General features: G+C 70.4%; 20 protein-coding genes and 1 pseudogene. 10 read left to right on the top strand and 11 right to left on the bottom strand.

The features are described 5' to 3' along the window. Positions 1–10 precede the first annotated feature (10 nt). A pseudogene (locus ABH935_RS43670) lies at positions 11–169 on the top strand (VOC family protein); the annotation flags it as partial. 100 nt (positions 170–269) lie between these two features. Here ABH935_RS43670 and ABH935_RS43665 read toward each other — a convergent pair. Beyond that, positions 270–971, bottom strand: a complete 702-nt coding sequence (locus tag ABH935_RS43665; protein WP_370383893.1) for an alpha/beta hydrolase — start codon at positions 969–971, stop codon at positions 270–272. A gap of 145 nt (positions 972–1116) precedes the next feature. Here ABH935_RS43665 and ABH935_RS43660 point away from each other — a divergent pair, with 145 nt between their 5' ends. Beyond that, positions 1117–3873 (top strand): AAA family ATPase, encoded by a 2757-nt coding sequence (locus ABH935_RS43660; protein ID WP_370383892.1) that lies wholly within the window; start codon positions 1117–1119, stop codon positions 3871–3873. Positions 3874–3979: 106 nt separating this feature from the next. On the opposite strand, the gene ABH935_RS43655 is transcribed toward ABH935_RS43660, so the two are convergent. Both ABH935_RS43655 and ABH935_RS43650 read right to left on the bottom strand, forming a co-directional pair. Beyond that, entirely contained in the window at positions 3980–5074 is a 1095-nt protein-coding gene (locus tag ABH935_RS43655; protein WP_370383891.1) for an ABC transporter ATP-binding protein, read from the bottom strand. 231 nt (positions 5075–5305) lie between these two features. Then, positions 5306–5728, bottom strand: coding sequence for a nitroreductase family deazaflavin-dependent oxidoreductase (locus ABH935_RS43650; protein ID WP_370383890.1), 423 nt, complete (start codon positions 5726–5728; stop codon positions 5306–5308). 125 nt (positions 5729–5853) lie between these two features. Between ABH935_RS43650 and ABH935_RS43645 the strand changes: the two genes are divergently transcribed. Continuing rightward, positions 5854–7365 (top strand): MFS transporter, encoded by a 1512-nt coding sequence (locus tag ABH935_RS43645; protein ID WP_370383889.1) that lies wholly within the window; start codon positions 5854–5856, stop codon positions 7363–7365. A gap of 13 nt (positions 7366–7378) precedes the next feature. Here ABH935_RS43645 and ABH935_RS43640 read toward each other — a convergent pair whose 3' ends face one another. From ABH935_RS43640 to ABH935_RS43625, 4 genes are all read right to left on the bottom strand, one after another. Continuing rightward, positions 7379–7831, bottom strand: a complete 453-nt coding sequence (locus tag ABH935_RS43640; RefSeq protein ID WP_370383888.1) for a MarR family winged helix-turn-helix transcriptional regulator — start codon at positions 7829–7831, stop codon at positions 7379–7381. Between the two features lie 86 nt (positions 7832–7917). Further along, on the bottom strand, positions 7918–8361 hold the full coding sequence (locus tag ABH935_RS43635; protein ID WP_370383887.1) for a universal stress protein: 444 nt from the start codon (positions 8359–8361) through the stop codon (positions 7918–7920). Positions 8362–8507: 146 nt separating this feature from the next. Continuing rightward, positions 8508–9218 carry a TetR/AcrR family transcriptional regulator gene (locus ABH935_RS43630; RefSeq protein ID WP_370383886.1) on the bottom strand — a complete coding sequence of 237 codons (711 nt, stop codon included), beginning with the start codon at positions 9216–9218 and terminating at the stop codon, positions 8508–8510. Positions 9219–9228: 10 nt separating this feature from the next. Beyond that, complete coding sequence (locus tag ABH935_RS43625) at positions 9229–10194, bottom strand: aldo/keto reductase (RefSeq protein ID WP_370383885.1); 966 nt, start codon at positions 10192–10194, stop codon at positions 9229–9231. A 170-nt stretch (positions 10195–10364) separates the two neighbouring features. Here ABH935_RS43625 and ABH935_RS43620 point away from each other — a divergent pair, with 170 nt between their 5' ends. Further along, on the top strand, positions 10365–10877 hold the full coding sequence (locus ABH935_RS43620; protein ID WP_370383884.1) for a VIT family protein: 513 nt from the start codon (positions 10365–10367) through the stop codon (positions 10875–10877). On the opposite strand, the gene ABH935_RS43615 is transcribed toward ABH935_RS43620, so the two are convergent. The 3 genes from ABH935_RS43615 to ABH935_RS43605 form a co-directional block, all read right to left on the bottom strand. Continuing rightward, entirely contained in the window at positions 10870–11355 is a 486-nt protein-coding gene (locus ABH935_RS43615) for a hypothetical protein (protein WP_370383883.1), read from the bottom strand. The genes ABH935_RS43620 and ABH935_RS43615 overlap by 8 nt on opposite strands. A 65-nt stretch (positions 11356–11420) precedes the next feature. Then, the gene (locus ABH935_RS43610) at positions 11421–12299 is read right to left on the bottom strand and encodes an LLM class F420-dependent oxidoreductase (protein ID WP_370383882.1); all 879 of its coding nucleotides are present in this window, start codon (positions 12297–12299) and stop codon (positions 11421–11423) included. Positions 12300–12403: 104 nt separating this feature from the next. Further along, positions 12404–15022, bottom strand: a complete 2619-nt coding sequence (locus ABH935_RS43605; RefSeq protein ID WP_370383881.1) for a DUF5127 domain-containing protein — start codon at positions 15020–15022, stop codon at positions 12404–12406. A gap of 331 nt (positions 15023–15353) precedes the next feature. Between ABH935_RS43605 and ABH935_RS43600 the strand changes: the two genes are divergently transcribed. From ABH935_RS43600 to ABH935_RS43575, 6 genes are all read left to right on the top strand, one after another. Continuing rightward, entirely contained in the window at positions 15354–16406 is a 1053-nt protein-coding gene (locus ABH935_RS43600; RefSeq protein ID WP_370383880.1) for a LuxR C-terminal-related transcriptional regulator, read from the top strand. Between the two features lie 91 nt (positions 16407–16497). Then, positions 16498–17034, top strand: coding sequence for a TIGR00730 family Rossman fold protein (locus ABH935_RS43595; protein ID WP_370383879.1), 537 nt, complete (start codon positions 16498–16500; stop codon positions 17032–17034). Positions 17035–17179: 145 nt separating this feature from the next. Further along, positions 17180–18394 carry a hypothetical protein gene (locus ABH935_RS43590; protein WP_370383878.1) on the top strand — a complete coding sequence of 405 codons (1215 nt, stop codon included), beginning with the start codon at positions 17180–17182 and terminating at the stop codon, positions 18392–18394. Positions 18395–18411: 17 nt separating this feature from the next. Beyond that, positions 18412–19161 carry a DUF4239 domain-containing protein gene (locus tag ABH935_RS43585; RefSeq protein WP_370383877.1) on the top strand — a complete coding sequence of 250 codons (750 nt, stop codon included), beginning with the start codon at positions 18412–18414 and terminating at the stop codon, positions 19159–19161. A 146-nt stretch (positions 19162–19307) separates the two neighbouring features. Then, on the top strand, positions 19308–22580 hold the full coding sequence (locus tag ABH935_RS43580) for a penicillin acylase family protein (RefSeq protein WP_370383876.1): 3273 nt from the start codon (positions 19308–19310) through the stop codon (positions 22578–22580). Positions 22581–22687: 107 nt separating this feature from the next. After that, the gene (locus ABH935_RS43575) at positions 22688–23275 is read left to right on the top strand and encodes a TetR/AcrR family transcriptional regulator (RefSeq protein WP_370383875.1); all 588 of its coding nucleotides are present in this window, start codon (positions 22688–22690) and stop codon (positions 23273–23275) included. 5 nt (positions 23276–23280) lie between these two features. On the opposite strand, the gene ABH935_RS43570 is transcribed toward ABH935_RS43575, so the two are convergent. Continuing rightward, positions 23281–23470 (bottom strand): hypothetical protein (locus tag ABH935_RS43570; RefSeq protein ID WP_370383874.1); only part of this gene is annotated, 190 nt, incomplete at its 5' end.

Raw genomic sequence — 23470 nt, 5'->3', positions numbered from 1 at the left:
CCAGCGCCATATCGAGGACCTGGAGGGCGAGCTGGCCCGGCTGCAAGGCGAAGGCGTCGCGATCACCATGCCGCTCACCTCCGAGGAATGGGGCGAGCGGGCGTTCCAGGTCCGCGATCCCAACGGCGTGATCGTGCAGCTGGTCGACTGGAACGCCGCAGCCAACTGACAAGACCTCCTGCGGAGGGGAAAACGGCCGGGGACGGGAGCCGATCGACTCGACCCCCGCCCCCGGCCGGTCGGTGGTTCAGCCCGCCGCCGCAGCGACGTCAGCCCTCAGCCGCCACAGCCTGCTTGATCAGATCCGCCACCGCCGCCGGCCGCGACACGTACACCGAGTGACTGCTCCCCGGCACCTCGACCGTCGTCGCGCCGATCCGTTCGGCCATCGCGCGCTGCGCCGGCGGCGGGATCATCCGGTCGTCGCCGGCGACCAGGTACCACGCCGGCTTCGTGCGCCACGCCGGCTGCGACACCGCGCCGTTGAGCGCGTCCAGGCCCCACGGCACCTGCGAGTCGGCCATGAACTGTGCCTGCGGCCGCGGCAGGTCCCCGGCGAAGGAGTCCGCGAACTTCTCGCGGTCCAGGAACAGGAACCCGTCCTGCGGCGGCAGGATCGGCAGCACCGGCGCGCCCGGCGGCGGGTCGGCGATCAGCGTGCCGACGGACTCGCCCTTGTCCGGGGCGAAGGCCGTGATGTAGCACAGCGCCTTCACCTTCGGGTGGCCGCCGGCCTCGGTGATCACGGCGCCGCCGTAGGAGTGCCCCACCAGCGTCACCGGCCCGGGCATGCCCTCGATCACCCGATGCGTGGTCGCCACGTCGTCCTCCAGCGACACCGTGGCGTTCTGCACCACGCCGACGCTGTATCCGTCCGCCGTCAGCACGTCGTACACGCCCTGCCAGCCCGAGCCGTCGACGAAGCCGCCGTGCACCAGCACGACACTCCCGCGTCCCGCACCCTCGTTCATCGTTCCTCCACTGGTCCGCCGAGCCGGAACCGGCCCTGATCAGGACAGTAGGAACACGGCCGAGCCGCTCGCTCCCGTCATGTGACGTACTTTCGCACCCCGGATTTCCTGGTGATCGAATCCCGGACGGGGTTCACTGAGGGGCATGGCCGGTGATCAGCAACCCTTGGTGGGCCGCGAGACCGATCTGGCACGGCTCGGCGAGTTCGCGGCCGCCGTCCCGGACAGCGACGGATCGATGCTCCTGCTCGGGGAACCCGGAGTCGGCAAGAGCGCGCTGCTGGCCGCCGTCACCTACGCGGCCGAGGCCCGGCGTATCAGGGTCCTGTCGACGGTCGGCGTCCAGTACCGGGCACAGGTCGGCTACAGCGCCGTGCAGCGCCTGCTCACCTCGCAGCCCGAAGGCCGCGCGGCCGTCGCCGCCACCCCGGTCCTGGCCGTCGCCCTGGGCCTGCGCCGCGGCACCACCCCCGGCCACGACGCCGTCACCGACGCCGTCGTCGCCCTGGTCGCGAAGCTGTCCGCCGAGGCGCCGACGCTGCTCGTCCTGGACGACGTGCAGTGGCTGGACCGGGCCAGCGCCGACGTCCTGGGCCAGCTGGCCCGCCGCCTGTCGGTCGGCTCCGGCCTGCTGTGCGCGGCGCGCCCCGGCGACGAAGGCTTCTTCGACTCCACCGGCCTGCCGGTCCACGGGCTCGGCCCGCTCAGCGACGCCGCCGCCGAAGAACTGCTCACCCAACGCTTCCCGGCCCTGGCCCCGCGCGTCCGCCGGCGCCTGATGGCCGACGCCGAAGGCAACCCACTGGCGCTGCTGGAACTCCCCGCCGCCCTGACCGACTCCCAGCGCGGCTCCTCCCAGGCCCTGCCCACGCGCCTGCCGCTGACTCAGCGCCTGGAGTCCGCCTTCGCCTCCCGCATCAACAGCCTGCCGGCGGCCACCCGCCACCTGCTGCTCGTCGCAGCCCTCGAAGGCAGCGGCAACATGCAGGTCCTGCGCCGCGCGGTGGCCGGCCGGTGCAGCCTGAAACACCTCGCCCCGGCCGAACGCGCCCGGCTGGTCCACGTCGACGACGTCACCGGCCGCCTGGCCTTCCGGCACTCGCTGATGCGCTCAGCCGTCGTCGAACTGTCCACGAGCGACCAACGGCGCGGCGTGCACCGCGCGCTCGCCGAAGCCTGGGCCGCGGTGCCCGAACAGCGCGCCTGGCACCTCGCGCAGGCCGCGGTCGATCCCGACGAGCCGATCGCCGCCCTGCTGGAGGAGGTCGCCGACCTGGGATTCCGGCGCGGCGACGGAGTCAACGCGGTCGCCGCGCTGCTGCGCGCCGCCGACCTGACCCCGTCGGCGACCGAACGCGCCCGGCGCCTGGCCAAAGCCGCCTACGTCGGCGCACACCTCACCGGCGCCCTGCACGAGGTGCCGCGCCTGCTCGACACCGCACACCAGGTCGCACCGGACGCCGACTCCCTGGCCGCGGCCGTGGCCACCGCGACCTACCTGATGAACAGCCACGGCGACATCGACACCGCCTACCGCCTGCTCACCGGCGCCATCGCCCTGCTGCCCGAACCCTACGACGCGACCGACGTCACCCTGAGAGTGGCGCTGTCCACCCTGCTGATCGTCTGCGTCCACGGCGCGCGCCCCGAAATGTGGGCCGGCTACGACGCCCTGGTGGCCGCCAGCGTCGACGTCCCGCCGAGCCTGGAGATGCTGCGCGCCACGTTCGCCGACCCGGCGCGCGCGAAGCCCTCGGACTGGGCCCGGCTGGACGCCGCCATCGCCGAGATGTCCGGCAGCCCGGACCTGGCCCGCATCATCCGCGTCGCCACCGCCGGCGCCTTCGCCGACCGCCTCGGCGCGATGGAGGAACCGCTGCACCTGGCAGCCCGCGGCGGCCGCACCGGCGAGAACAACTTCCCGGCGATCCAGGCCTCGTTCCTGTGGGCCAGCCACGCCTTTTACACCGGCCAGTGGTCGGAGTTGCGCGAGATCGTGGGCAACGGACTGCGGCTGTGCGAGGAGCTCGACTACCCGCTGCGCTCCTGGACCGGCAAGTGGGTCCTCGGCTGCGTGTCAGCCCTCTGCGGCGAGTACGCACTGGCCACGTCCTACGCCGACGAGATGGACCGCTGGGCCGCACCGAGGCGCGCCCAAGCCGTCCGCCGCTACGCTTCGCATGTCAGAACCCTGACCGCGCTGTCGCAGAGTGAGTTCGAGAAGGCCTATCAGCATGCGAACGCGATCACCCCGGCCGGGACCTTCGCGCCGTTCGCCGGACACGCGCTGTGGGCCGTCCTGGACCTGATCGAGGCGGCGGTGCGCACCGGCCGGCGTGCCGAAGCGCTCGCGCACGTGGCAGCCGCCCGGCAAGCCGGCCTGCACACGGTGTCCCCGCGCCTGGCGATGGTCCTGACCGCCGGCGAGGCGATGGCCGCCGAGGACGACGAAGAGGCGGTCGCCGGGCTCCGCGCGGCCTCGGCCCTCGACGGCGCCGAGCGCTGGCCCTTCGACCTGGCCCGGATCCAGCTCCACTGCGGCGAGCGGCTGCGGCGTGGCCGCGCCCTGGTCCAGGCGCGCGACCAACTCGCCGCCGCCGCGCAGACCTTCGACCGGCTCGGCGCCAAGCCCTGGACCGACCGCGCCAACAAGGAGCTGCGGGCCGGCGGCCGGGCCGTGCACGTCGCGGCCGGCGAGGACGTGTCGCTGACCCCGCAGCAATGGGAGATCGCCGGCCTTGCCGCCGCCGGCCTGACCAACAAGCAGATCGCCTCGCAGCTCTACCTGTCCCCGCGGACCGTCTCGACCCACCTCTACCAGCTGTTCCCCAAGCTGGGAGTGACCTCTCGGGCTGCGCTGCGCGACGCTCTGGAACGCTTCGAAGGATTCGACCGGCCGTGAACTTACGCCGTGCACACGCTCGTGTCCGGCCAGAGCCGGCAGGCCCCAGACACGGCGAAAGCCGGGCGGTCGGGCCCGCCCGGCTCTCCCGTTCCGCATCAGCGGATCAGACCTCCAGCCGTTCGCCGGTGCTGGCCGAGAACAGGTGCGTCTCGTGGCCGTGCGGCTTGGCGTACAGGGTGTCGCCCTTCATCGGGACGGCGCGGGCGTCCACGCGCAGGATCATGTCGACGTCCTTGTCCCCGACGTGCGCGCTGGTGTAGGCGAAGGCGTCGGCGCCCAGCTCCTCGACCAGTTGGACCGTCATGGCGATGGCGCCCTCGGCGTCGCCGACGAGGTCGAAGGACTCCGGACGCACGCCGAGCGTCAGGGTCGTGGCACCGGAGGCCGTGGCCACGCCGAGCGCGTCCCGCGAGACCGGGACCACCAGGCCGTCCAGCTGCACGCCGCCGTCGACGATCGGGACCTCGACGAGGTTCATCGCCGGGGAGCCGATGAAGCCGGCCACGAAGACGTTCGCAGGCTTCTCATACATGCCGCGCGGGGTGTCGCACTGCTGGAGCAGACCGTCCTTGATGACGGCGACTCGGTCGCCCATGGTCATGGCCTCGACCTGGTCGTGGGTGACGTAGACGGTGGTGGTGCCCAGGCGGCGCTGGAGCGAGGCGATCTGGGTACGGGTCTGGACACGCAGCTTGGCGTCCAGGTTGGACAGCGGCTCGTCCATGAGGAAGACCTTGGGCTCCCGGACGATCGCGCGGCCCATGGCGACGCGCTGGCGCTGGCCGCCGGACAGCGCCTTGGGCTTGCGGCCCAGGTACTCGGTGAGCTCCAGCAGCTTCGCGGCCTCTTCCACGCGCTTGGCGATGGTGGCCTTGTCGACCTTCGCGATCTTCAGCGCGAAGCCCATGTTCTCCGCGACGGTCATGTGCGGATAGAGCGCGTAGTTCTGGAACACCATCGCGATGTCCCGGTCCTTCGGCGGAAGGTGCGTGACGTCACGATCGCCGATGAAGATGCCGCCGGAGGACACTTCCTCCAGGCCGGCGAGCATGCGCAGAGCGGTGGACTTACCGGAACCCGAGGGGCCGACCAGCACCAGGAACTCGCCGTCGGCGATGTCCAGGTTCAGCTTGTCGACCGCGGGCGAGTCCGCCCCGGGGTAGACGCAGGAAGCGTCCTGATAAACGACACCAGCCATCTCAACCTTACCCTTCTGACCGGCAGGAACGTGCCGGACGATCCGAGTCCGAGGGTCGGCGCGGGCCGCGCTGGGAGGCGCGCGCCGTTGTCTGAATGACGGTACTCCGAGATTTCGCTCTGGGAAGACTCGGAACGGTGGAGATTGCGTTTCCGCAGGTAAAAGGCGGTAAATCGCTCGATCTCCGAGAGGCGTTCTCGCCGCCGAGTCACGTGTCCCGCTCGGTGCGTCTCAGGCCCCGGGATCCGCCTTCCGCAACACCACCACCGGAATCGGCCGCCGCGTCTTGACCGCGTAGGCCCGGTATCGGTCACGGTTCCCGGCGTTGACGATGTCCCACAGGCGCGCGTAGTCGGCGTCGTCCGGCGTGCGGACGGTCGCCACGACGGGCACCCGGCGCCGCGCCACCTGGATCTCGGCTGTGGAGTCGGCGCGCAGGTTGTGCAGCCAGCCGGGCGCCTTGTCGCTGCCGCCGTTGGACGCCACGACCAGCCACGTGTCTCCGTCGCGGGCGTAGGTCAGACCGTTGGTGCGGGTCTCGCCGCTGCGCCGGCCGGTCGTGCGCAGCAGCAGGACCGGGACGCCGAGCAGGCGGTGGCCGAGCCGGCCGTCGGTGCGTTCGTAGAGCTTCTGGTGGGTGCGGAGCAGGTTCATGCCGGTCTCCGGTCTCGTTCGGCCGCTGAATGTGTGCAGTGCAAACATTACACCTTCGCGAGATAGGCAGGGAGCCTGCTATTATTGTCAGGAAACCTGCGCTTCTTCGACCATCGGGAGCACCCATGTCCGTTGCCGACAACCTCCGCGCAGGCCGGGACGACACCGCGCCCGACCTCCCGGACAACTCCGAACTCCGGGCCGAGCCCGCCGCCCCGGCCGCCCCGGCCAAGCCCGATATCGCGGCCAACCCCTACGGCCCCCGCTTCGTCGCGCCCCTCTACCTCGGCTCGGCGCTCAACCCGATCAACAGCTCGATCATCGCCACGGCCCTCGTCGCCCTGGCCGCCGCTCTGCACATCACCGTCGGCGCCACGGCGATCCTGATCTCCAGCCTCTACCTGACCAGCGCCCTGGCCCAGCCCGCAGCCGGCCGCCTCGCCGAGGAGTTCGGGCCGCGCCGGGTCTTCCTGGCGGGCATCGGGCTGGTGCTGGTGGCGGGCGTCGTCGGGTCGGTGGCCACGTCGCTGCCGGGGCTGATCGCCGCCCGCGTCCTGATCGGTGCCGGCACCTCCGCCGGCTACCCGTCGGCGATGCTGCTCATCCGGCGCCGTGCGCACCAGGCCGGCCTGCAGGCGCCGCCGCACCGCGTGCTCGGCGGCCTGGCGGTGGCCGGCGCAGCGACCGTCGCCATCGGTCCCGCGATCGGCGGCCTGCTGGTCGGCTGGCTCGGCTGGCGCACCGCGTTCTGGATCAACATCCCGTTCGCCGCGGTGGCCCTCGTGCTGACGCTGATCGGCATCGCCCCGGACGCCAAGACCGCCCCTGGTGTTGGTGGCGCCGCCCGCCCCGCCAACTCGCCCCGCGCCCTCGCCTCCCGCATCGACCTGTTCGGCATGCTCGGCTTCGGCGGCTCGCTCACCGCGCTCGTCGTGTTCCTCAACACCCTGCCACGCCTGAACTGGCCGTCGCTCGCCCTCGCCGCGATCCTGGCCGTGCTCCTCGTCGCCTGGGAACTGCGCGCCGCCCAACCGTTCCTCGACGTGCGCCTCCTGGCCTCGAACAGGGCCCTGACGCGCACCTACATACGCAACGGCCTGACACTCCTCGGCACCTACGTGATCCTCTACGGCCTCACGCAGTGGCTGGAAGCGGTACGCGGCCTGTCCGCCTACCAGGCCGGCCTGGCCCTGCTCCCCATGGGCGCCCTCTCGGCCGTCACCGCACGCATGACAGCCCGCCGCACCAAAGTTCGCATCCCGCTCCTGGCCAGCGCGGTCCTGCTGGTCGTCGGCGCGATAGCAATGCTCTTCATCAACACCGGCACCCCGATACCCGCGGTCATCGCCGCGAGCGCCGTCTTCGGCTTCACCTCCGGCGCCGGCACGGTCGCCAACCAGACCGTCCTCTACCGCGAAGCCCCCGCCGCCACCGTGGGCACCGCCTCCGGCCTCCTGCGCACCTTCGGCTACCTGGGCTCCATCGCCTCAGCCGCCATCACCGGCGTCGCCTTCCACACCCGCGTCTCCGACCCGGGCCTGCACCACGTCGCGTGGATCCTGGTCCTGATCGCCGCGGTCGTCCTGGTCATGACCGTCCTGGACCGCCACCTGGCGCGCGCCGACCGCACGCGCTAGCCGCAGTACTCTGCTACGCCTGCGCGTCCGCCAGCCGGTCCATGATCGCCGCCGCCTGATCCAGCACCCTGCGTTCCTCCAGGCCCAGCGTCGCCGAGATCGCCTTCGACAGCCACGCCTCGCGCGTCGCCGAGCTGCGCTCGATCAGCGCGCGGGCCTCCGGCGTGGCGCTGACCAGGACCTTGCGGCCGTCGCTGGGGTCCTTGCCGTCGCTGATGAGGCCGCTGGCGCGCAGGCCGGCCAGGGTCTCGGCCATCGACTGCCGGCGCACGTGCTCGGCCAGCGCCAACTCCGTCGCGGTGACCGGGCCCTGTTCGACGATGCGGTGCAGGACCGTCAGGTGCGACCAGGTGACCGGTACGTCCTCGACGATCGGGGCCTCGGAGCGCAGGCGGGCCCGCAGGCGCGTCATGGCCCGCATCAGTCCGAGGGCGGTGCCCTCGGGCGGAGGCGGTTCGCTGTTCATCGGCCCAGCTTACGGCAGCCGGGTGCGGCCGCGGGGTCTGCCGGGGCCGGTCGCCGCACTGCTCACGGCGCGGTCTGCCGCGCCGCTCACGGCACCACCGTCACCGGCCACTTCCCCGCCTTCACCAGCCGGATCGCGACCGAGCCGACGATCCGGTGCCCGGCCTTCTGCGACGCCCCGATGACCACCGCGTCGGCCCTGAGCTTGACTGCGAAGTCGCACAGGCCGTGGTACGGATCGCCCTCGCCGGTGTAGAACTCCCAGCGCGCGACGGTGCCCTCCGGCAGCCGCTCGGCCGCCTCCTCCATCTGGCGGCGCAGATCCTCGGCGGTGGTGCGGCCGACGGCGATCATCTCCGAGGCGGCCGACGGCGACACGCTGGCCGGGTAGGGCTGGATGTAGACCAGGGCCAGCTTGGCGTTCTGGCGCCGGGCCAGCCCCGCGGCGTACGCGGCGGCGCGGACCGAACTGTCGGAGCCGTCGATGCCCGCCATGATCACGAGTGGGCCGTCCGTACCCAGTTCGAACATTCTGCGGCTCCCGGGGTGTGGAGGACGGGTGAGGACGTTGTGCGCTGCTCCCTACCGAGCATACGGATCCCACACCATCCCTCTCACGCCGGAGCCCGCCCAACCGGCGCCGTTCGAAGCAGTCACCGCGACGGTCGCCGACGCGGCTATCGGCCCGTGCCGCCCCGGATCCCGTCCAGCGCCATGTCGATGGCCTCCTTCACGAACCGGTCGTTCACCGGCCCGTGCCCGTGCAGCAGCCGGTGGTAGATCGGCCCGTAGATCAGGTCCAGCGCGACCTCCATCCGTGTGCTCGCCGGAATCTCGCCGCGCTCGACGGCCCGCTGCAAAGCCGCCCGCGCCAACTCCCGCCGCGGCTCCACGAACCGCTGCCGGTACTCCGCGGCGAACACGGGATCCGCCTGCGCCGCCGCGATCAACTGTGCGATCACCGGGCCGTACGGCCGCGAAGCGATCAGCCGCGCCCACGGCCGGATCAACGAAACCAGATCACTGCGAAGCGAACCGGTGTCCCGGACCGACGGCTGCACCGCGCTCCACTCGGTGAACAACGCGTCCAGCGCCAGGCTCTCCTTGGTCGGCCACCACCGGTAGATGGTGGCCTTGCTGACCCCGGCGCGCTCGGCGACGGTGTCCATGCTCACCGCCGACAGGCCGCGGGTCAGCAACAGATCCGAGGCCGCTGCCAGGATCGCCTGATGCGCACGATGGCTGCGCGGCCGTCCTCGTTGCGGGGCGTCGGCTGCCGGACCCGCCTCCGAATCAGTGGTCGAATCAGTGGTCGAATCAGCAGCCTCGCCCGCCGTGCCTGCCGCCGCTGTGCCCGCCGTGCCCGCCGGACCCGCAGTCCCGCTCATCTCCCGCGCCTCAGGCGTCGGCGTCGGCAGCGATCTCGGCCAGGTCGTCCTCGGTCAGCTTCAGCCACACCGCGTCGATGATCGGGTCCACCTGGTCCGGGCGCCGGAACCCGGTGATCGCCCCGCTCACCGCCGGGTTCAGCAGCGTCCACGCCACCGCGACGGCCCCGGCCGACATCCCGTGCCGCTCCCCGACCGCCCGCAGCCGGTCGGCCAGCGCGAGGTTCCGCGTCAGCCGCGGCTCGGTGAACCAGTCGTCGCTCTTGCGCCAGTCGTTGTCCGGCATCGCCTCGACCCGCTCCCGCGTCATCGCGCCGGTCAGCATCCCGGAGCCCATGGGGGAGTAGACGATGACGCCGATGTCGTCCTTCAGCGCCGCCGGCAGGATCTCCGCCTCCACCTCGCGCTCGATCAGCGAGTACGGCGGCTGCAGCGTCTCCACCGGCGCGATCGCCTGAGCGCGCCGGATCTGCTCGACATTGAAGTTCGACACCCCGATGTGCCGGACCACGCCCTGCTCCTTCAGCTCGGCCATCGCGGCCCAGCCCTCCTCGACGTCGGCCTCGGGGTTCGGCCAGTGGATCTGGTACAGGTCGATGGCGTCGACCCCGAGCCGCTTCACGCTGGCCTCGGCCTCGCGCAGGATCGAGTCGCGCTTGAGGCTGTGCACGACGTGGCCGCTGCCGTCGTTCAGCAGCGAGCACTTGGTGAAGACGTACGGACGCCGCTCCAGGCCCTGCAACGCGCGGCCGACCACGCTCTCGGAGTGCCCGAAGCCGTACGCGGCGGCGGTGTCGATCCAGTTCACGCCGAGCTCCAGCGCCCGGTGGATCGCGTCGACGGACGCCTGGTCCTGCTGCGGCCCCCAGCCGAACTCCCAGTCACCGCCGCCGATGGCCCACGCGCCGAAGCCGACGCGGGTGATCGGCAGGCCGGTGGCGCCGAGCGGGACGGTGGGCAGCTGTGTGGTTTCCATGATTCCTCCGAAGTCTCCCGAAGCGTCGGTCTCAATAAAACTGTACTACCAGTTTCGTTAAGGGAACAACAGCGCCAACGTCGCTGTTACTCCCAATAACGAAACCGCGAGTTCAGTTTCTCGACACGAGATACCCGAGACGCACGCGACACGAGCGACAGGAGCAACCCATGTCCACCCTGGAGATCCTCCACCCCACCACCGGCCGCCGCTTCGACAACTCGTTCCTGCTGCAACGGGTCCAGCCCGCGATGACCGGCCTGATCGACGGCTCCTTGTCCACCCTGGCCCCGGTCTTCGCCGTCGTCTTCGCCACGCACCAGCCGATCTACGCCTTCTTCGCGGGCCTGGCCACCGCCATCGGCGCCGGCGTCAGCATGGCCTTCTCCGAGGGCCTGTCCGACGACGGCGAGAGCACCGGCCGCGGCAACCCGTTCGCCCGCGGCGCGATCACCGGCGCCGGCACCTTCCTCGGCGGCGTCCTGCACACCCTGCCGTTCCTGGTCCCGCAGTACGGCGCGGCCGTGATCGTCGCCCTGGCGACCATCGCCTTCGAACTCCTCACCCTGGCCTGGGCGCGCTCCCGCTTCTTCGGCACCGGATTCCTGCGCTCCTTCGTCGCGATCGCCCTCGGCGGCGCGATCATCACCGCGGTGAGCGCGGGGCTGGGATCGCTCAGCTGACGGCCGGCCGTTCATGCCCGCCACCGGCGGACGGGACCAGGACGTCCTGGCCGTCGCAGGCGAGCGTGACGCCCACATCGGTCACCCCGGTCTGGTCGCACGTCACGGACCGCACCGGACCGTGCCGTCCCGGCTCGACGTAGGTCTGGCTGGACTCGGTCACGCGGCAGGACTTGCCGCCGCCTTCGATCTTGAAGACGTAGTCGGTTCCGGCGTCCACGCCCTGCGCGACGATCTGGACCGCCGCGGGGTGGCAGGCTCGCGCAGCGTTGTAGAAGCAGGTCAGAGCGCCTGGCTCGGCCATGGTGACGACGGTGGAGGCGTCGACCGATCGCGCTGTCGCCGCCCCGCAGTTCGCTGCCGGCAACGTCGTACCGGCGCTGTGGTGTCCCAGCTGCGTCGCCGCGACAGCGGTGCCGGCGGCCAATACGACTACAGCGGCGCCGCTACCGAGGATGATCACCCGGGTTCGCTTCATTCTGGTCACCTCTCTCGCTCGTACCCGTCCTGGATTCGACGGGACGAAGCCGAGCTCGGTTCCCCTCATGCCACAGCAGCAGCCCCGATCTCGTGTGGCGCGTTGGCCCGCACGAACTCCTCGAACTCCTCAGCCGTCACCAGCCGGTGCCGAAAATCGGGCTGCATCGCGGCCAGCCGGTGTACGCCCAACTCCGCGTAATCGGCGACCACATCGGCGCTCAGCTTCTCCGTCGGCGTCACGGTGATCGTCAGCTCACTGAATTGCCGACCGGCCGCCTCCGCAGCGGCCCGCAGAGAGCTGACACACTCCGAAACGCGTGCCCGATCCAGCGCGAACCCGTACCACCCGGACCCGAACCGCGCCGCCCGCCGGAAAGCCGCCTCCGACTCGCCGCCGACCACCGCCGGAATCCGCTCCTGCACCGGCCGCGGATGGGCGTCGATCCCGGCGAACGAGACGTGCCGTCCGTCCATCGCCGGCGCCTTGTCGTAGAGCAGCGTCCGGATCGCCTGCAGGAACTCGTCCGCCCGCGCGCCACGTCCGCGCGGCGACACTCCTAGCGCCGCCATCTCAGGCTCCAGATATCCCACGCCGACCCCGAGCTCGAATCGGCCCCCGCTGACCGCGTCGAGCGAGGCCGCCTCTTTCGCCAGCCGCACCGGATTGTGCTGCGGCAGGATCACCACCCCGGTCCCCAGCCGCACCCTTCGCGTCACCCCGGCCACCAGCGCCAACGCGATCAGCGGATCGAGGATCGGATAGTCCGGGTCCAGCGGCGACGGCGCCTCCCGGGGGCTCGGCAGCACCATGTGCTCCGGCGCCCAGAGCGACTCGTACCCCAGCTCCTCGGCCAGGGCGCCGATCCGGCGCAGCCCCGTGGCCGTCGCGCACGGCCCCATCCCGGTCCCGAAAACTCCCACCACAGGCATCTCATCGATCACGTCCCGACGCTACGAGCGCGCCGGACCGGCGACAAGCGAGCGTTCGGCATGAACCCCATGCCGAACGCTCATACGACGGCGAACGCGACCGTCGGCCCGACCGCCTACACCAGCCGCCACAAGTGGTCCGTGGTCCCGTTGTCAGTCCACTGCGTCACCTGCGCGCTGTCGGCGGTGGAGGCCCCGGAGACGGCCATGACCAGCCCGCTGTGCACGTTCTGGATCTTCGACCACCCGCCGCCGGCGTCGAGGATCCGCCACAGGTGGTCCGGCGTCCCGTTGTCCTGGTACTGCTGCACGAACGCCCCCGCCGTCGTGCTCTGGTTGTGCACCGCCAGCACCTTGCCGCTGTTCCGGTTGACGATCCGCACCGTCCCGTCCGGATTCGGCACGACGGCCCACAGGTGGTCCGGCGTCCCGTTGTCCGTGTACTGAGTGACGTTCGTGACGTCGGCCAACGACATGTTCGTCACCGCCAGCACCTTGCCGGAGTTCTGGTTCTGGACCTTGTACCACCGCGTCCGGTCCGCCGTGACCGTCAGCGCCGGCGCGAACATCGCCCCGACCACCGGCCGGTTCTGGAACCCCTGCTGCGCCGCCGAGCTCACGTCGTACCAGTCCGAGAACGGCACCCGGTTCCCGGTCCCGTTCGCGAACCCGTACACCCCGGCTATCAGCGTGTCCCGCACCGGCTGGTCCGCCAGGAACGCGGCCGTGAACAGCTCCCAGTCCGCCTTGGTGTAGTTGTGCCGCGGGTCCAGGATCACGCCGTACGACCCGGCGTGGGACTGGTACCAGTTCGCCTCCTGCACCTTGACCCCGGTCGGCACCAGGTTCAGGCCGAGCAGCTTGTCCGGGAACCCGTTGTACTTCAGGCTCCACGTCGTCGCCGAGCCGTAGGCCAGGTCCATGTACGGACCCGACGGATCCTCGCCCTTGCTCACCCACTGGCTGATGTAGCTGCGCGCCGTGGAGTAGTACGAGGCCTGATCCGCCGCGTGGGAAGACCCGGCGATCGAGGAGACGATGCTCATCGCCCCTATCCCGACGATCCCCTTCAACGCCAGGTTCGCGCTGTGCGCGATCCAGCCGGTGAAGTCGTCCGTCTGGTTCTGGTTCGCCGGATCCAGCGCGCTGCTGACCAGATAATCAGCCCACTGCTTCAGGATCGTGTAGTGCTGCTGCGCGAACGCCGTCGCGTCCGCCGCCGGCAGCCGCTGCAGCAACGCCGCCGTCATGATCAGCATGTCGGCGGACTCCTCGACCGGCATGTCCTCCTCGTTGCCGTCGTTGTGACCGGTCGCGTTCGGATAGCTGCTGCCCAGGTCGTGCACGGCGAACGTCTTCGGCCACAGGCCGCTCTCGCTGTAGTCCAGGATCGGCTCCAGTAGCAGCTTCAGATACGACGGAGACAGGAACAGGAACCCCGGGAACCCCGGATACGTCACGTCGATCGTCGAGACGTTCCCGTCCGACGAGATCTCCTTCAGGAACGCCCACGGCGTCCCGTTGCGGTCCGCCAACTCCGTCCCGCCGAACGCCTGCCGCGTCGCCAGCGCGCACAACGCCGCGTACTGCGCGCCGACCGTTCCCCCGCCGACGGCCGCCGACGCGGTGTTCTCGATCTGCGCGTCCAACGTCTGCGCCGCCGCCAGCGCCGCCGGATAGTCCGCCAGGAACCAGTCGACCATCGCCTCCCGGCTGCTCCAGTACGTCGTCCACCACGGCGCCAGATCAGTACCCAGATACGACACCGCCGGAGTGCGCACATGGCCGATCGCCGCCACGAACAGCGCCGAAGGACTGGCCGACGTCACCGTCCCCAGATCCCGGTTCAGCCCCGCCACCGGCCAGTTGTCGTTGATGGCCCGCGGCTGGTTCTGGTCGACGGTGTCCGCCAGTACGCCGTGCGACGCCGAAGCCGTCCGCACCACAGTGTCCTGACCCAGCTGCCATGTCAGACCACCGGTATTCGACGCCGCGATCACCGACGTGCCCCACGACGCCTGGTCGCCGTGCTCGCCGAGCACCGTCGGACTGTGCGGCGTGAAGCCTATGATGACGCTGCCCGCGCCGGTCTGCTCCTGCGCCCACGTGACCTGCTGCGTGACATCGCCGTGCGCCCACTCCGCCGACACGTCCAGATGGACGTCCACGCTGTGCGCCCGGCCGTCGGCGCTCGCCGCCTGCACCGTGACGTAGCTCAGCGGCACGCACTGCCGCTGCAGGTTGTTCGGGTCCACGGGGGAGAAGAACGTCACGGTCAGATTCACCCCGGCCGCGGTGAACGTGAAGATCGACCGCGTCGCCGTCACCTGCACCGAGGTCTGCGTCATCGAGTTGGGCACGACGCTGGAGGCCGGCGCGCCGGCGAACAGATAGCCGGCACCGTCGATCCGCGCGATGCCGCAGATCGCCGTCACGTGGCCGTTCCAGAACGTCGGCCACGTCCCGACCAGGCTGTCCCCGGGCAGCCACGTGCTCAGATACGGCGAGCGCACCGCCAACGGCGTGGCCGGCGCGCGCAGCGGCGTGAACGATATGGACGACGAGGCCCGGGCGGTCTTGTCAGAGGACGAAGTCACGGCGGAGGCGCTGGAAGCGCTGCCGGCGGCACCGATCCCGCTGCCCACGGCGAGCGCCGCCAGGCCGGTGTTCCGCAGCAGGCCACGGCGGCCGACGAGTAGCCCGCCGGGGGTGGGAGTGGAGTCTGGGCTCGACACTGTGCTGTCCCTTCGCAATGCGGGCCTCGGGAGTTCGGGTCCGGATTCGGATGGTTCTCACGAGGTCCTCTTTATCAATGTCTGAGTCCAGACTCCCGCGTCCGGGACAGGTTGTGGAGCAGAATGATTCAGTGCCGTCGAAGGCTTCCCGGGCGAGGTCCCACCACCCACCCGACGACGGCCGGCTGCCGCCGCCTCACCACACCCGGTCGCCCGGGTGGATCAGAGGTCGGCCGGGGTCCTGCGAGACACAGTGATTCCTTGAGGGTGCGGGGTGACAGAGGCCAGATGGTTCACCATGTGGCTGGGAAGAACTGGAAGGAAGACGAACATGGACGGACCGTCCGGAACCGGGCCGGGGGAAGACGTCCTGGCGGCGGTCTACGCCTGGGTGGTCGCCGAGCGACGGCCGGCCGACGGGGACCTGCCGCGCATGGCCGCCGACCTCGGCCACGGCGAGGCGGAGTGCCGGCGGGCCGTCGCGATCCTGGAGGAGCGCCACGTCCTGATCCGGGACGGCGCCACGGTCGCCGCGGCCAGTCCCGACGTGGCCATCGCGGCGCTGGTCGGCCCGCGCGAGAGCGCGCACCGGCAGGCCGAGAGCGAACTGCTCGCCGAACGCGGCCGGACCGACCGGCTGCGGGCCCGCCTGGCAGCGCTGGCCCCGGTCTACTCCACAATCGTCCGTGAGGGCGCCTCGCCCGGCGTCGACGTCATCGACGACATGCACGCTGTCAGGGCCCTGATCAGCGACCTGACCGCGACCTGCGAGAGCGAGATCATGGCCTGCCAGCCCGGCGGCGGCCGGCCCCCGCGCGCCCTGGAGGACGCGCTGCCCCGGGACCTGGCGCTGCTGCGGCGCGGGATCGTGCTGCGCAGCCTGTATCAGCACACTGCGCGCTTCCACGTCCCGACCCAGGACTACGCCGAAGCCGTCCTCGCCGAGGGTTCCCAGATCCGCACCGTCGCCGAGATCCCGGGCCAGATGATCATCATGGACCAGCGGACCGCCTTCCTGCCGCACGTCCACCACGAGTTCGGCGCGATTGTTGTGCGCGAACCCTCGATCCTGGCTTACCTGTGCGCGGCGTTCGAGCAGTCCTGGAACCTCGGCACGCCCTTCCAGACCGGACCCTCGGCCGCGCGCATGGCGGTCACCGAGATCAAGTCCTCGATCCTGACGCTGATGGCCAACGGCCTCAAGGACGACGTCATCGCCAAGCGGATGGGCCTGTCCGTACGGGCCTGTCGCGGCCATATCGCCGAGCTGATGGAGACTTTCGGGGCGCGCAGCCGGTTCCAGGCCGGTGTGATCGCCGCCGGGCTGGGGCTGCTGGACGCGAAAGGGGTCGGCGGGACACCCGAGACCGGCGCCGGGCCGTGATCGGCGCCGGTCAGCCGCGATCGGCCCGTGACCGGCCGCGCACCGGTCGTGCGCTGATCACGCACCAATCGGCCGAAGGTACGGTGATCTCATGCGTATCTGTGTCTTCCTCTCCGCCGCCGACCTCGACGAGCGCTACACCGGCCCGGCCCGCGACTTCGCCGAGCTCCTCGGCAAGGGTGGCCACACGCTGGTCTGGGGCGGCTCGGACGTCGGCCTGATGAAGGTCCTCGCCGACGGCGTCCGCGCCAGCGGCGGCCGGCTGGTCGGGGTGTCGGTCGGCTTCCTGTCGGCCTCGGTGCGCGCCGAGGCCGACGAGATGGTGGTCGCCGAGGATCTCGCCGAGCGCAAGAAGCTGCTGCTGGAGAAGGCCGACGCGGTCGTGGTGATGGTCGGCGGCACCGGGACGCTGGACGAGGCCACCGAGATCCTGGAGCTGAAGAAGCACGGCCGCACCGACAAGCCGATCGTGCTGCTCAACACCGCCGGTTTCTACGACGGTCTCAAGCAGCAGTTCCGCCGCATGGAGGACGAGGGCTTCCTGCCGCTGCCGCTCGCCGATCTCGTGCACTTCTCCGACGAGCCCGCCGAGGCGCTGGCGTATCTGGACTCTGCGACACCGGCATAATGCTCTGAAGGCATTCCCGAAAGAGTGACGCCGCGTCGCCTTTCGCGGATATGTCGGTGATGCTTCTTCACGGCGGATTTTCGCCACTTTCGCCAGGTGCTCCGTCGCTGGTCATGGTCATGGCGCATTGCTACGTTGCGCCTCGATGACACCTTTGGTGAGCCCTGTCTCGATATTGTGTGCACTGCTCGGCACCCTGCCGGTGTCGGCCTTGTTCTCCGGCGCGGACTGCCGTCCTCTGGGCTTGGAGATATCGGTCACGGTGAACGGGCGCCCCGCGTCCCCCGATCCGCTGATCAGAAACGGGAACGAGGTCCGTGTCCGCTACCGGCTGACCAACACCGGCGACCAGGACGTCCAGGACGTCCACCTGGCCGCCGCGCTCGGCGAGACGATCGTCTGCCCCTCGGGCGGTGCCGACGTCCCGGAACTGGAAGAGCACGACAGCGTCGTCTGCGTCGCGGTGGTCAGTGCCGCCTCCGGGGCGCACGACGGAACGGTCACGGCGACCGGGCACTTCGGGCGCCGCTGGCCGTTCGACCAAGGCGACCGGGCCGGTGTCGGCCACGATCTCGGTGGCAGTGACCTCGGCGGCGACTGGGACGGCGGCGACTGGGACCGGTCGGTGTCGGTCTCCGCGCCGGTCGGCTACCGGGGCGTCGGCGGCCTGATCACGGCGACCGACTCGGTCTCGGTGGCGTCGACCGCGACCGGCGGCCGGGCGACCTTCGCCTACACCGTCACCAACACCGGCAACCTGCCGGTCTACGACTTCTCGCTGTCCGATCCACTCGTCCCGGCAGGCGGGATCACGTGCACCGGAACCTCGTCGGGCCTGTCGCCCGGCGCGGTCGCGCACTGCGGTGCCGTGGTGAATCTAGCTCCCGGCTCGCATCGCAGCACTCTGTCAGTCTCCGCGAGCGACCGCACGTCCACCGCCGGCTCGGACGGCGGCACCGTCCCGCCGCCCACGCTTTCGGCTTCCGCGGCGTCCGGCTTCACCGTGGTCGCGCTGCCGCCACCACCTCCGCCGCCTTCGCCGAGCCCGACACCGACTCCGACGCCGACTCCGGTTCCCCCGCCGCCGTCGACGCCACCTCCGCCGCCGACACCCACGCCTACTCCGACCCCGACGCCCACCCCCACCCCGAAGCCCACCCCGACTCCGACCGTGCGCCGCATCTCGCCCCCACCGCCGCGCCCGACCCCGCCCGCGCCGTCCCCGACGCACACGGCCATCCCGGCCCAGCCCGCTGTGGCGCACCCCCCGCGCCCGGGAGTCAAGACCTCTCTGTTCCTCCTCGTCATGATGATGCCGGCAGCCGGCGCCGCCGCGGTGCTCGCGGCGCGCCGGAAATAGACCCGCGGGAGCGGCGAATGTCCAATGTGATCAGTGGTCTGATCGTCGTGGCCGTGGCCGGCCTCATCGGCGGGCTCGGCCTTTTGGTGCGCGTCAAGGTGTTCCCGGGGAAGGAGGACGAGGAGCGCGAGGACGTCGCGGGCTACGTGACGATGATGGTCGGCGTGATGTTCGCGCTGATCCTGGCCTTGGCCCTGGTCTCGGTGTGGGAGGACAAGGACAGCGCCGAGGGCCACGTGGCGACCGAGGCGAGCAGCCTGCACGAGACCTACCTGCTCGGCGCCGCGATGCTGCCCGCCGACCAGCAGAAGATCCAGGCGGCGGCCACGGCCTACGCCGACTACGTCGTCCACACCGAGTGGCCGGCCATGCGCTCCGGCAAGGAGGTCGGCGACGACGGCTGGCAGTTGCTCACGAACCTGCGCACCTCGTTCCTGAACGCCGACGCCGCGACCCCGGCTCGCCAGGCCGTGCTCTCCGACGCCACGACACAACTGAGCAACCTGGCCGACGCACGCCGCGGACGCCTGGACGACACCGAGAAACGCATGCCGTCAGTGCTCTGGGTCGGCCTGGTCCTCGGCGGTCTGCTGACCGTCGCACTCACCTTCATCTACGGCATCGAACAACGCTTCACCCACATCGGCATGGTGATGGGACTGGCCGCGCTGATCGGGTTCATGCTGATTCTGATCTACAACCTGGACAACCCCTTCAACAAGGGCGTCGGGGCTGATACGGCGCCGTTCACCAGGTACTTCTCATGACCCAATTCTTTATCAGGAATCGATGACGATCTGGGACGGTGACAGCACCAGGTCAACTGTCCCAGTCAATCGTTCGGAAACTCTTCCGCAACGTGTTACTCGGTAGTAGCGTGCGCCGCGCCACACATCCCGGAAGGAGACCGAGCATGCACATCCGTGCCCGAACGATGGCCGCGGCGGTGACCGCGCTGGTAGTGGGCGGAGCCCTCGCGGTTCCGGCGGTGACTGCTTCGGCGGCTTCCGCGGGAGCCGTGAGGGCCAAGGCGGCGGCCGTCTCCGCCTCCGGCGCCGCCGACTACTGTCTCGGCCAGTGCAACGACATCCTGCCGCCGGGCGAGAACGGCAGCGCCACGACCGCGCAGATCCTGTGGTTCAAGGCCACCGGCAACCGTCCGGCGAACACCGACGACCAGCTCGGCAAGTACGCCAGTCTCGTGGACGGCTACACCGGCCTGACCAACGGCACGCTGGGCAACTTCTTCAACAGCTCCTCCTTCGGCGTCCCGGCCAACCAGGTCAGCAGCACCCTGAGCCCCGGCGGCCGCAGTGACGTCACCATCACCCGCGACCAGCAGGACATCCCGCACATCTACGGCACCACCCGCTCCGGCGCCGAGTACGGGGCCGGATACGCCGCGGGCCAGGACCGGCTGTGGATGATGGACGTCTTCCGGCACGTCGGCCGCGGTGAGCTGAGCGGCTTCGCCGGCGGCGCGGCCGGCAACCGGCAGCTGGAGCAGAACTTCTTCCTCAACGGCGCCTACACCGAGCCCGATCTGCAGGCCCAGGTCGACCGCGTGAAGAACAGCGGTCCGCGCGGTGCGCAGGCCTACCAGGACATGACCGACTACCTGTCCGGCCTGAACCAGTACATCGCCGACGTGAAGGCCGGCGACGACTTCCCGGGTGAGTACGACCTCACCGGCAACGCCAACATCCTCACCGGCGACGGCATCCAGAACTTCCAGCCCACCGACCTGGTGGCGATCGGCACGGTCATCGGCGCGCTGTTCGGCGCCGGCGGCGGCGACCAGGTCGCCTCCGCGCTGGTCAAGGAAGCCGCCGAGGCCAAGTACGGGGTGGCGCAGGGCGACGCGGTCTGGAACTCCTTCCGCGAGGAGAACGACCCCGAGGCGAACCTGACGCTGCACAACGGCCAGTCGTTCCCGTTCAACGGCACCCCGGCGAACCCCTCCGGCGTGGCGATGCCCGACCCGGGCTCGGTGACACCGCAGCAGATCGTCTTCGACCCCACCGGTTCGGCCGCCTCCAGCACGACCGCCTCGACGACCGCCACCGGCTCGGCCGCGGCGAAGTCGGCGACGTCCAAGGCCAACCTGAAGGCCGAGCCGGCGTTGGCCAAGCAGACGAACTCGATGGGGAACGGCGTGCTGCCGGCCGGTCTGTTCCAGACCAAGCGCGGCATGTCCAACGCCCTGGTCGTCTCCGGTCAGTACACTGACACCGGCAACCCGGTCGCGGTCTTCGGCCCGCAGACCGGATACTTCGCCCCGCAGCTGCTCATGCTGGAAGAGATTCAGGCCCCTGGCATCAGCGCCCGCGGCGCCGCCTTCGCCGGCCTGAACTTCTACGTCGAACTCGGCCGCGGCGCCGACTACTCCTGGAGCGCCACCTCGGCCGGCCAGGACATCATCGACACCTTCGCCGTGACGCTGTGCAACACCGACGGCACGCCGGCGACCAAGAACTCCAACGCCTACCTGTACAACGGCGTCTGCACGCCGATGCAGCAGATCGAGCGGGACGACTCCTGGAGCCCGACCATCGCCGACAGCACACCGGCCGGCTCGTACAAACTCATCGCGTTCCGGACCAACTTCGGCATCGTGCAGGCGCGCGCCACAGTCGGCGGTAAACCCGTCGCGTACACCTCGTTGCGCTCCACGTACCAACACGAGGTCGACACCATCGTCGGCTTCCAGATGTTCAACGACCCGAGCGTGGTGACCGGCCCGGCCGGCTTCCAGCAGGCGGCCTCGAACATCACCTACACGTTCAACTGGTTCTACGTCGACTCCCAGCACACGGCCTACTACAACTCGGGCCTGAACCCGACGCGGCCGGCCAACGACGACCCGAACCTGCCGATCGCCGCCGACGCCGCGCACCAGTGGCTGAACTGGGATCCGAGTACGAACACGGTCGCCAACACCCCGTTCGCGGCGCATCCGAACTCCGTCGACCAGAACTACTACGAGTCGTGGAACAACAAGATCGCCCTGAACTACACGACCTCCGGCTTCGGCGACGGTTCCATCTACCGCAGCAACCTGCTCGACGAGCGCATCCAGGGCCTGATTAACTCCGGCACCAAGGTCACCCGGGCCTCGCTGGCCCAGGCGATGGAGGACGCGGCCGTCACCGACCTGCGCGGTGAGAGGCTGCTGCCGGAGATCCTGCAGGTCATCGGCACGCCGACGGATCCGACGCAGGCCAGTGCCGTGGCCGAGCTGAAGACCTGGCTCGCCGACGGCGCCAAGCGCAAGGAGACCTCGGCCGGCAGCAAGACCTACGCCGACTCCGACGCCATCCGCATCATGGACGCCTGGTGGCCGCTGCTGGTGCAGGCCGAGTTCCAGCCCGGCCTGGGAGGCGACCTGTACTCGGCGATGACCGGCGTGCTCTCGGTCGACGACTCCCCGTACGGCGGCTCCGAGGCCGGCGTGTCGCACAAGGGCTCGTCGTTCCAGTCCGGCTGGTACTCCTACGTCGACAAGGATCTGCGCGGCTTGCTCGGCCAGCCGGTCCAGGGCCCGCTGGCGCAGAGCTACTGCGGCGGCGGCAACCTGACGCAGTGCCGCACCGCGCTGCTGTCCGCGCTGTCCACGGCGATCGCCACCCCGGCGACCTCCGTCTACCCGGCCGACTCGGTCTGCTCCGCCGGCGACCAGTGGTGCGCCGACTCCATCCAGCAGCACCCGCTGGGCGGCATCACCGACAACCAGAGCAACTGGCAGAACCGCCCGACCTTCCAGCAGGTCGTGCAGTACCCGGCGCACCGCGGGTCGAACGTCGCCGACCTGGCGACGCAGAGCACTGCGACAGCGTCCAGCAGCCAGTGGGGGTATCCGGCGAGCAACGCCATCACCGGCAACGGCGCCAACCGCTGGGCCAGCAACTGGGATGACAACGAGTGGCTGCAGGTGGACCTCGGCTCGGTCCGCCAGGTCGGACGCGTGATGCTCAACTGGGAGGCCGCGTACGGCAAGGCGTACGACATCGAGGTCTCCTCCGACGGCACGCACTGGCAGACCGTCTACGCCACGACCAGCGGCCACGGCGGCCAGGAAGTCGACCAGTTCCCGGCCACCACCGCGCGCTATGTACGGATGCAGGGCGTCCAACGCGGGACCGGTTGGGGTTACTCTCTGTACCAGTTCCAGGTCTACGCCCTGTAACCACCAGGACCAGCACCACTGAAAAACCCCACCTGGCCTCGCCCGGACCGCCTCGCGGTCCGGGCGAGGCCGGTCGGAGCTCCGAGCACAGAGGAATGGATCACCGCATGCCGCGAATAGCCGTCGACGAACGCCGCGAACTCCTCGTCGAGGCGGCGATCCGGGTGATGGTGCGCGACGGCGTGGCCAAGGCCACCACACGGTCGATCGTCGCGGAGGCCGGCATGGCCCTGGCCACGTTCCACTACAGCTTCCGCTCCAAGCAGGAACTGCTGGAGAACGTCATCGAGACCATCACCGCCCACACCCTCGACCTCGCCGTCGAGGTCCTCGTCGGCTCCGGCAGCGCCGAGGACAAGGTCCGCTCGGCGCTGGACACCTACTGGAGCCACGTGGTCGCCAACCCGGGGGAGCACCGCGTCACCTACGAACTGACGCAGTACGCACTACGGCACCCGGGCCTCGCCACCATCGCGAAGCGGCAGTACGAGGCCTACATCGCCGCGGCCTCAACGCTGATCGAGTCACTGGACGTGACCTGGAAGGCCCCGACGCCGGTCATCGCGCGCTACCTGATCTCGGTCATGGACGGAATGACGCTGCTGTGGCTGAACGAGGGCGACGACGCTTCGTGCCGGGCGGCGCTGGATCTGGCGGGGGATCACTTGGTGAGTTTGATTGACGCAGGGGTCTGACAGGCTCACGCTGCTGCCGAGCTGCCGAGCTGCCGAGCTGCCGAGCTGCCGAGCTGCCGAGCTGCCGAGCTGCCGAGCTGCCGAGCTGCCGAGCTGCCGAGCTGCCGAGCTGCCGAGCTGCCGAGCTGCCGAGCTGCCGAGCTGCCGAGCTGCCGAGCTGCCGAGCTGCCGAGCTGCCGAGCTGCCGAGCTGCCG

This window comes from Catenulispora sp. GAS73 (assembly GCF_041262085.1).
Lineage (GTDB): Bacteria > Actinomycetota > Actinomycetes > Streptomycetales > Catenulisporaceae > Catenulispora.
Note: the sequence above shows the minus strand (reverse complement) of the source record. Positions and strands in the feature narration are given on the sequence as shown.

What these genes read in the sequence shown, in the direction of transcription:
- ABH935_RS43665 (WP_370383893.1), bottom strand. Translation starts at nt 971, where the DNA reads ATGAACGAGGGTGCGGGACGCGGGAGTGTCGTGCTGGTGCACGGCGGC.
- ABH935_RS43660 (WP_370383892.1), top strand. Translation starts at nt 1,117, where the DNA reads ATGGCCGGTGATCAGCAACCCTTGGTGGGCCGCGAGACCGATCTGGCA.
- ABH935_RS43655 (WP_370383891.1), bottom strand. Translation starts at nt 5,074, where the DNA reads ATGGCTGGTGTCGTTTATCAGGACGCTTCCTGCGTCTACCCCGGGGCG.
- ABH935_RS43650 (WP_370383890.1), bottom strand. Translation starts at nt 5,728, where the DNA reads ATGAACCTGCTCCGCACCCACCAGAAGCTCTACGAACGCACCGACGGC.
- ABH935_RS43645 (WP_370383889.1), top strand. Translation starts at nt 5,854, where the DNA reads ATGTCCGTTGCCGACAACCTCCGCGCAGGCCGGGACGACACCGCGCCC.
- ABH935_RS43640 (WP_370383888.1), bottom strand. Translation starts at nt 7,831, where the DNA reads ATGAACAGCGAACCGCCTCCGCCCGAGGGCACCGCCCTCGGACTGATG.
- ABH935_RS43635 (WP_370383887.1), bottom strand. Translation starts at nt 8,361, where the DNA reads ATGTTCGAACTGGGTACGGACGGCCCACTCGTGATCATGGCGGGCATC.
- ABH935_RS43630 (WP_370383886.1), bottom strand. Translation starts at nt 9,218, where the DNA reads ATGAGCGGGACTGCGGGTCCGGCGGGCACGGCGGGCACAGCGGCGGCA.
- ABH935_RS43625 (WP_370383885.1), bottom strand. Translation starts at nt 10,194, where the DNA reads ATGGAAACCACACAGCTGCCCACCGTCCCGCTCGGCGCCACCGGCCTG.
- ABH935_RS43620 (WP_370383884.1), top strand. Translation starts at nt 10,365, where the DNA reads ATGTCCACCCTGGAGATCCTCCACCCCACCACCGGCCGCCGCTTCGAC.
- ABH935_RS43615 (WP_370383883.1), bottom strand. Translation starts at nt 11,355, where the DNA reads ATGAAGCGAACCCGGGTGATCATCCTCGGTAGCGGCGCCGCTGTAGTC.
- ABH935_RS43600 (WP_370383880.1), top strand. Translation starts at nt 15,354, where the DNA reads ATGGACGGACCGTCCGGAACCGGGCCGGGGGAAGACGTCCTGGCGGCG.
- ABH935_RS43595 (WP_370383879.1), top strand. Translation starts at nt 16,498, where the DNA reads ATGCGTATCTGTGTCTTCCTCTCCGCCGCCGACCTCGACGAGCGCTAC.
- ABH935_RS43590 (WP_370383878.1), top strand. Translation starts at nt 17,180, where the DNA reads ATGACACCTTTGGTGAGCCCTGTCTCGATATTGTGTGCACTGCTCGGC.
- ABH935_RS43585 (WP_370383877.1), top strand. Translation starts at nt 18,412, where the DNA reads ATGTCCAATGTGATCAGTGGTCTGATCGTCGTGGCCGTGGCCGGCCTC.
- ABH935_RS43580 (WP_370383876.1), top strand. Translation starts at nt 19,308, where the DNA reads ATGCACATCCGTGCCCGAACGATGGCCGCGGCGGTGACCGCGCTGGTA.
- ABH935_RS43575 (WP_370383875.1), top strand. Translation starts at nt 22,688, where the DNA reads ATGCCGCGAATAGCCGTCGACGAACGCCGCGAACTCCTCGTCGAGGCG.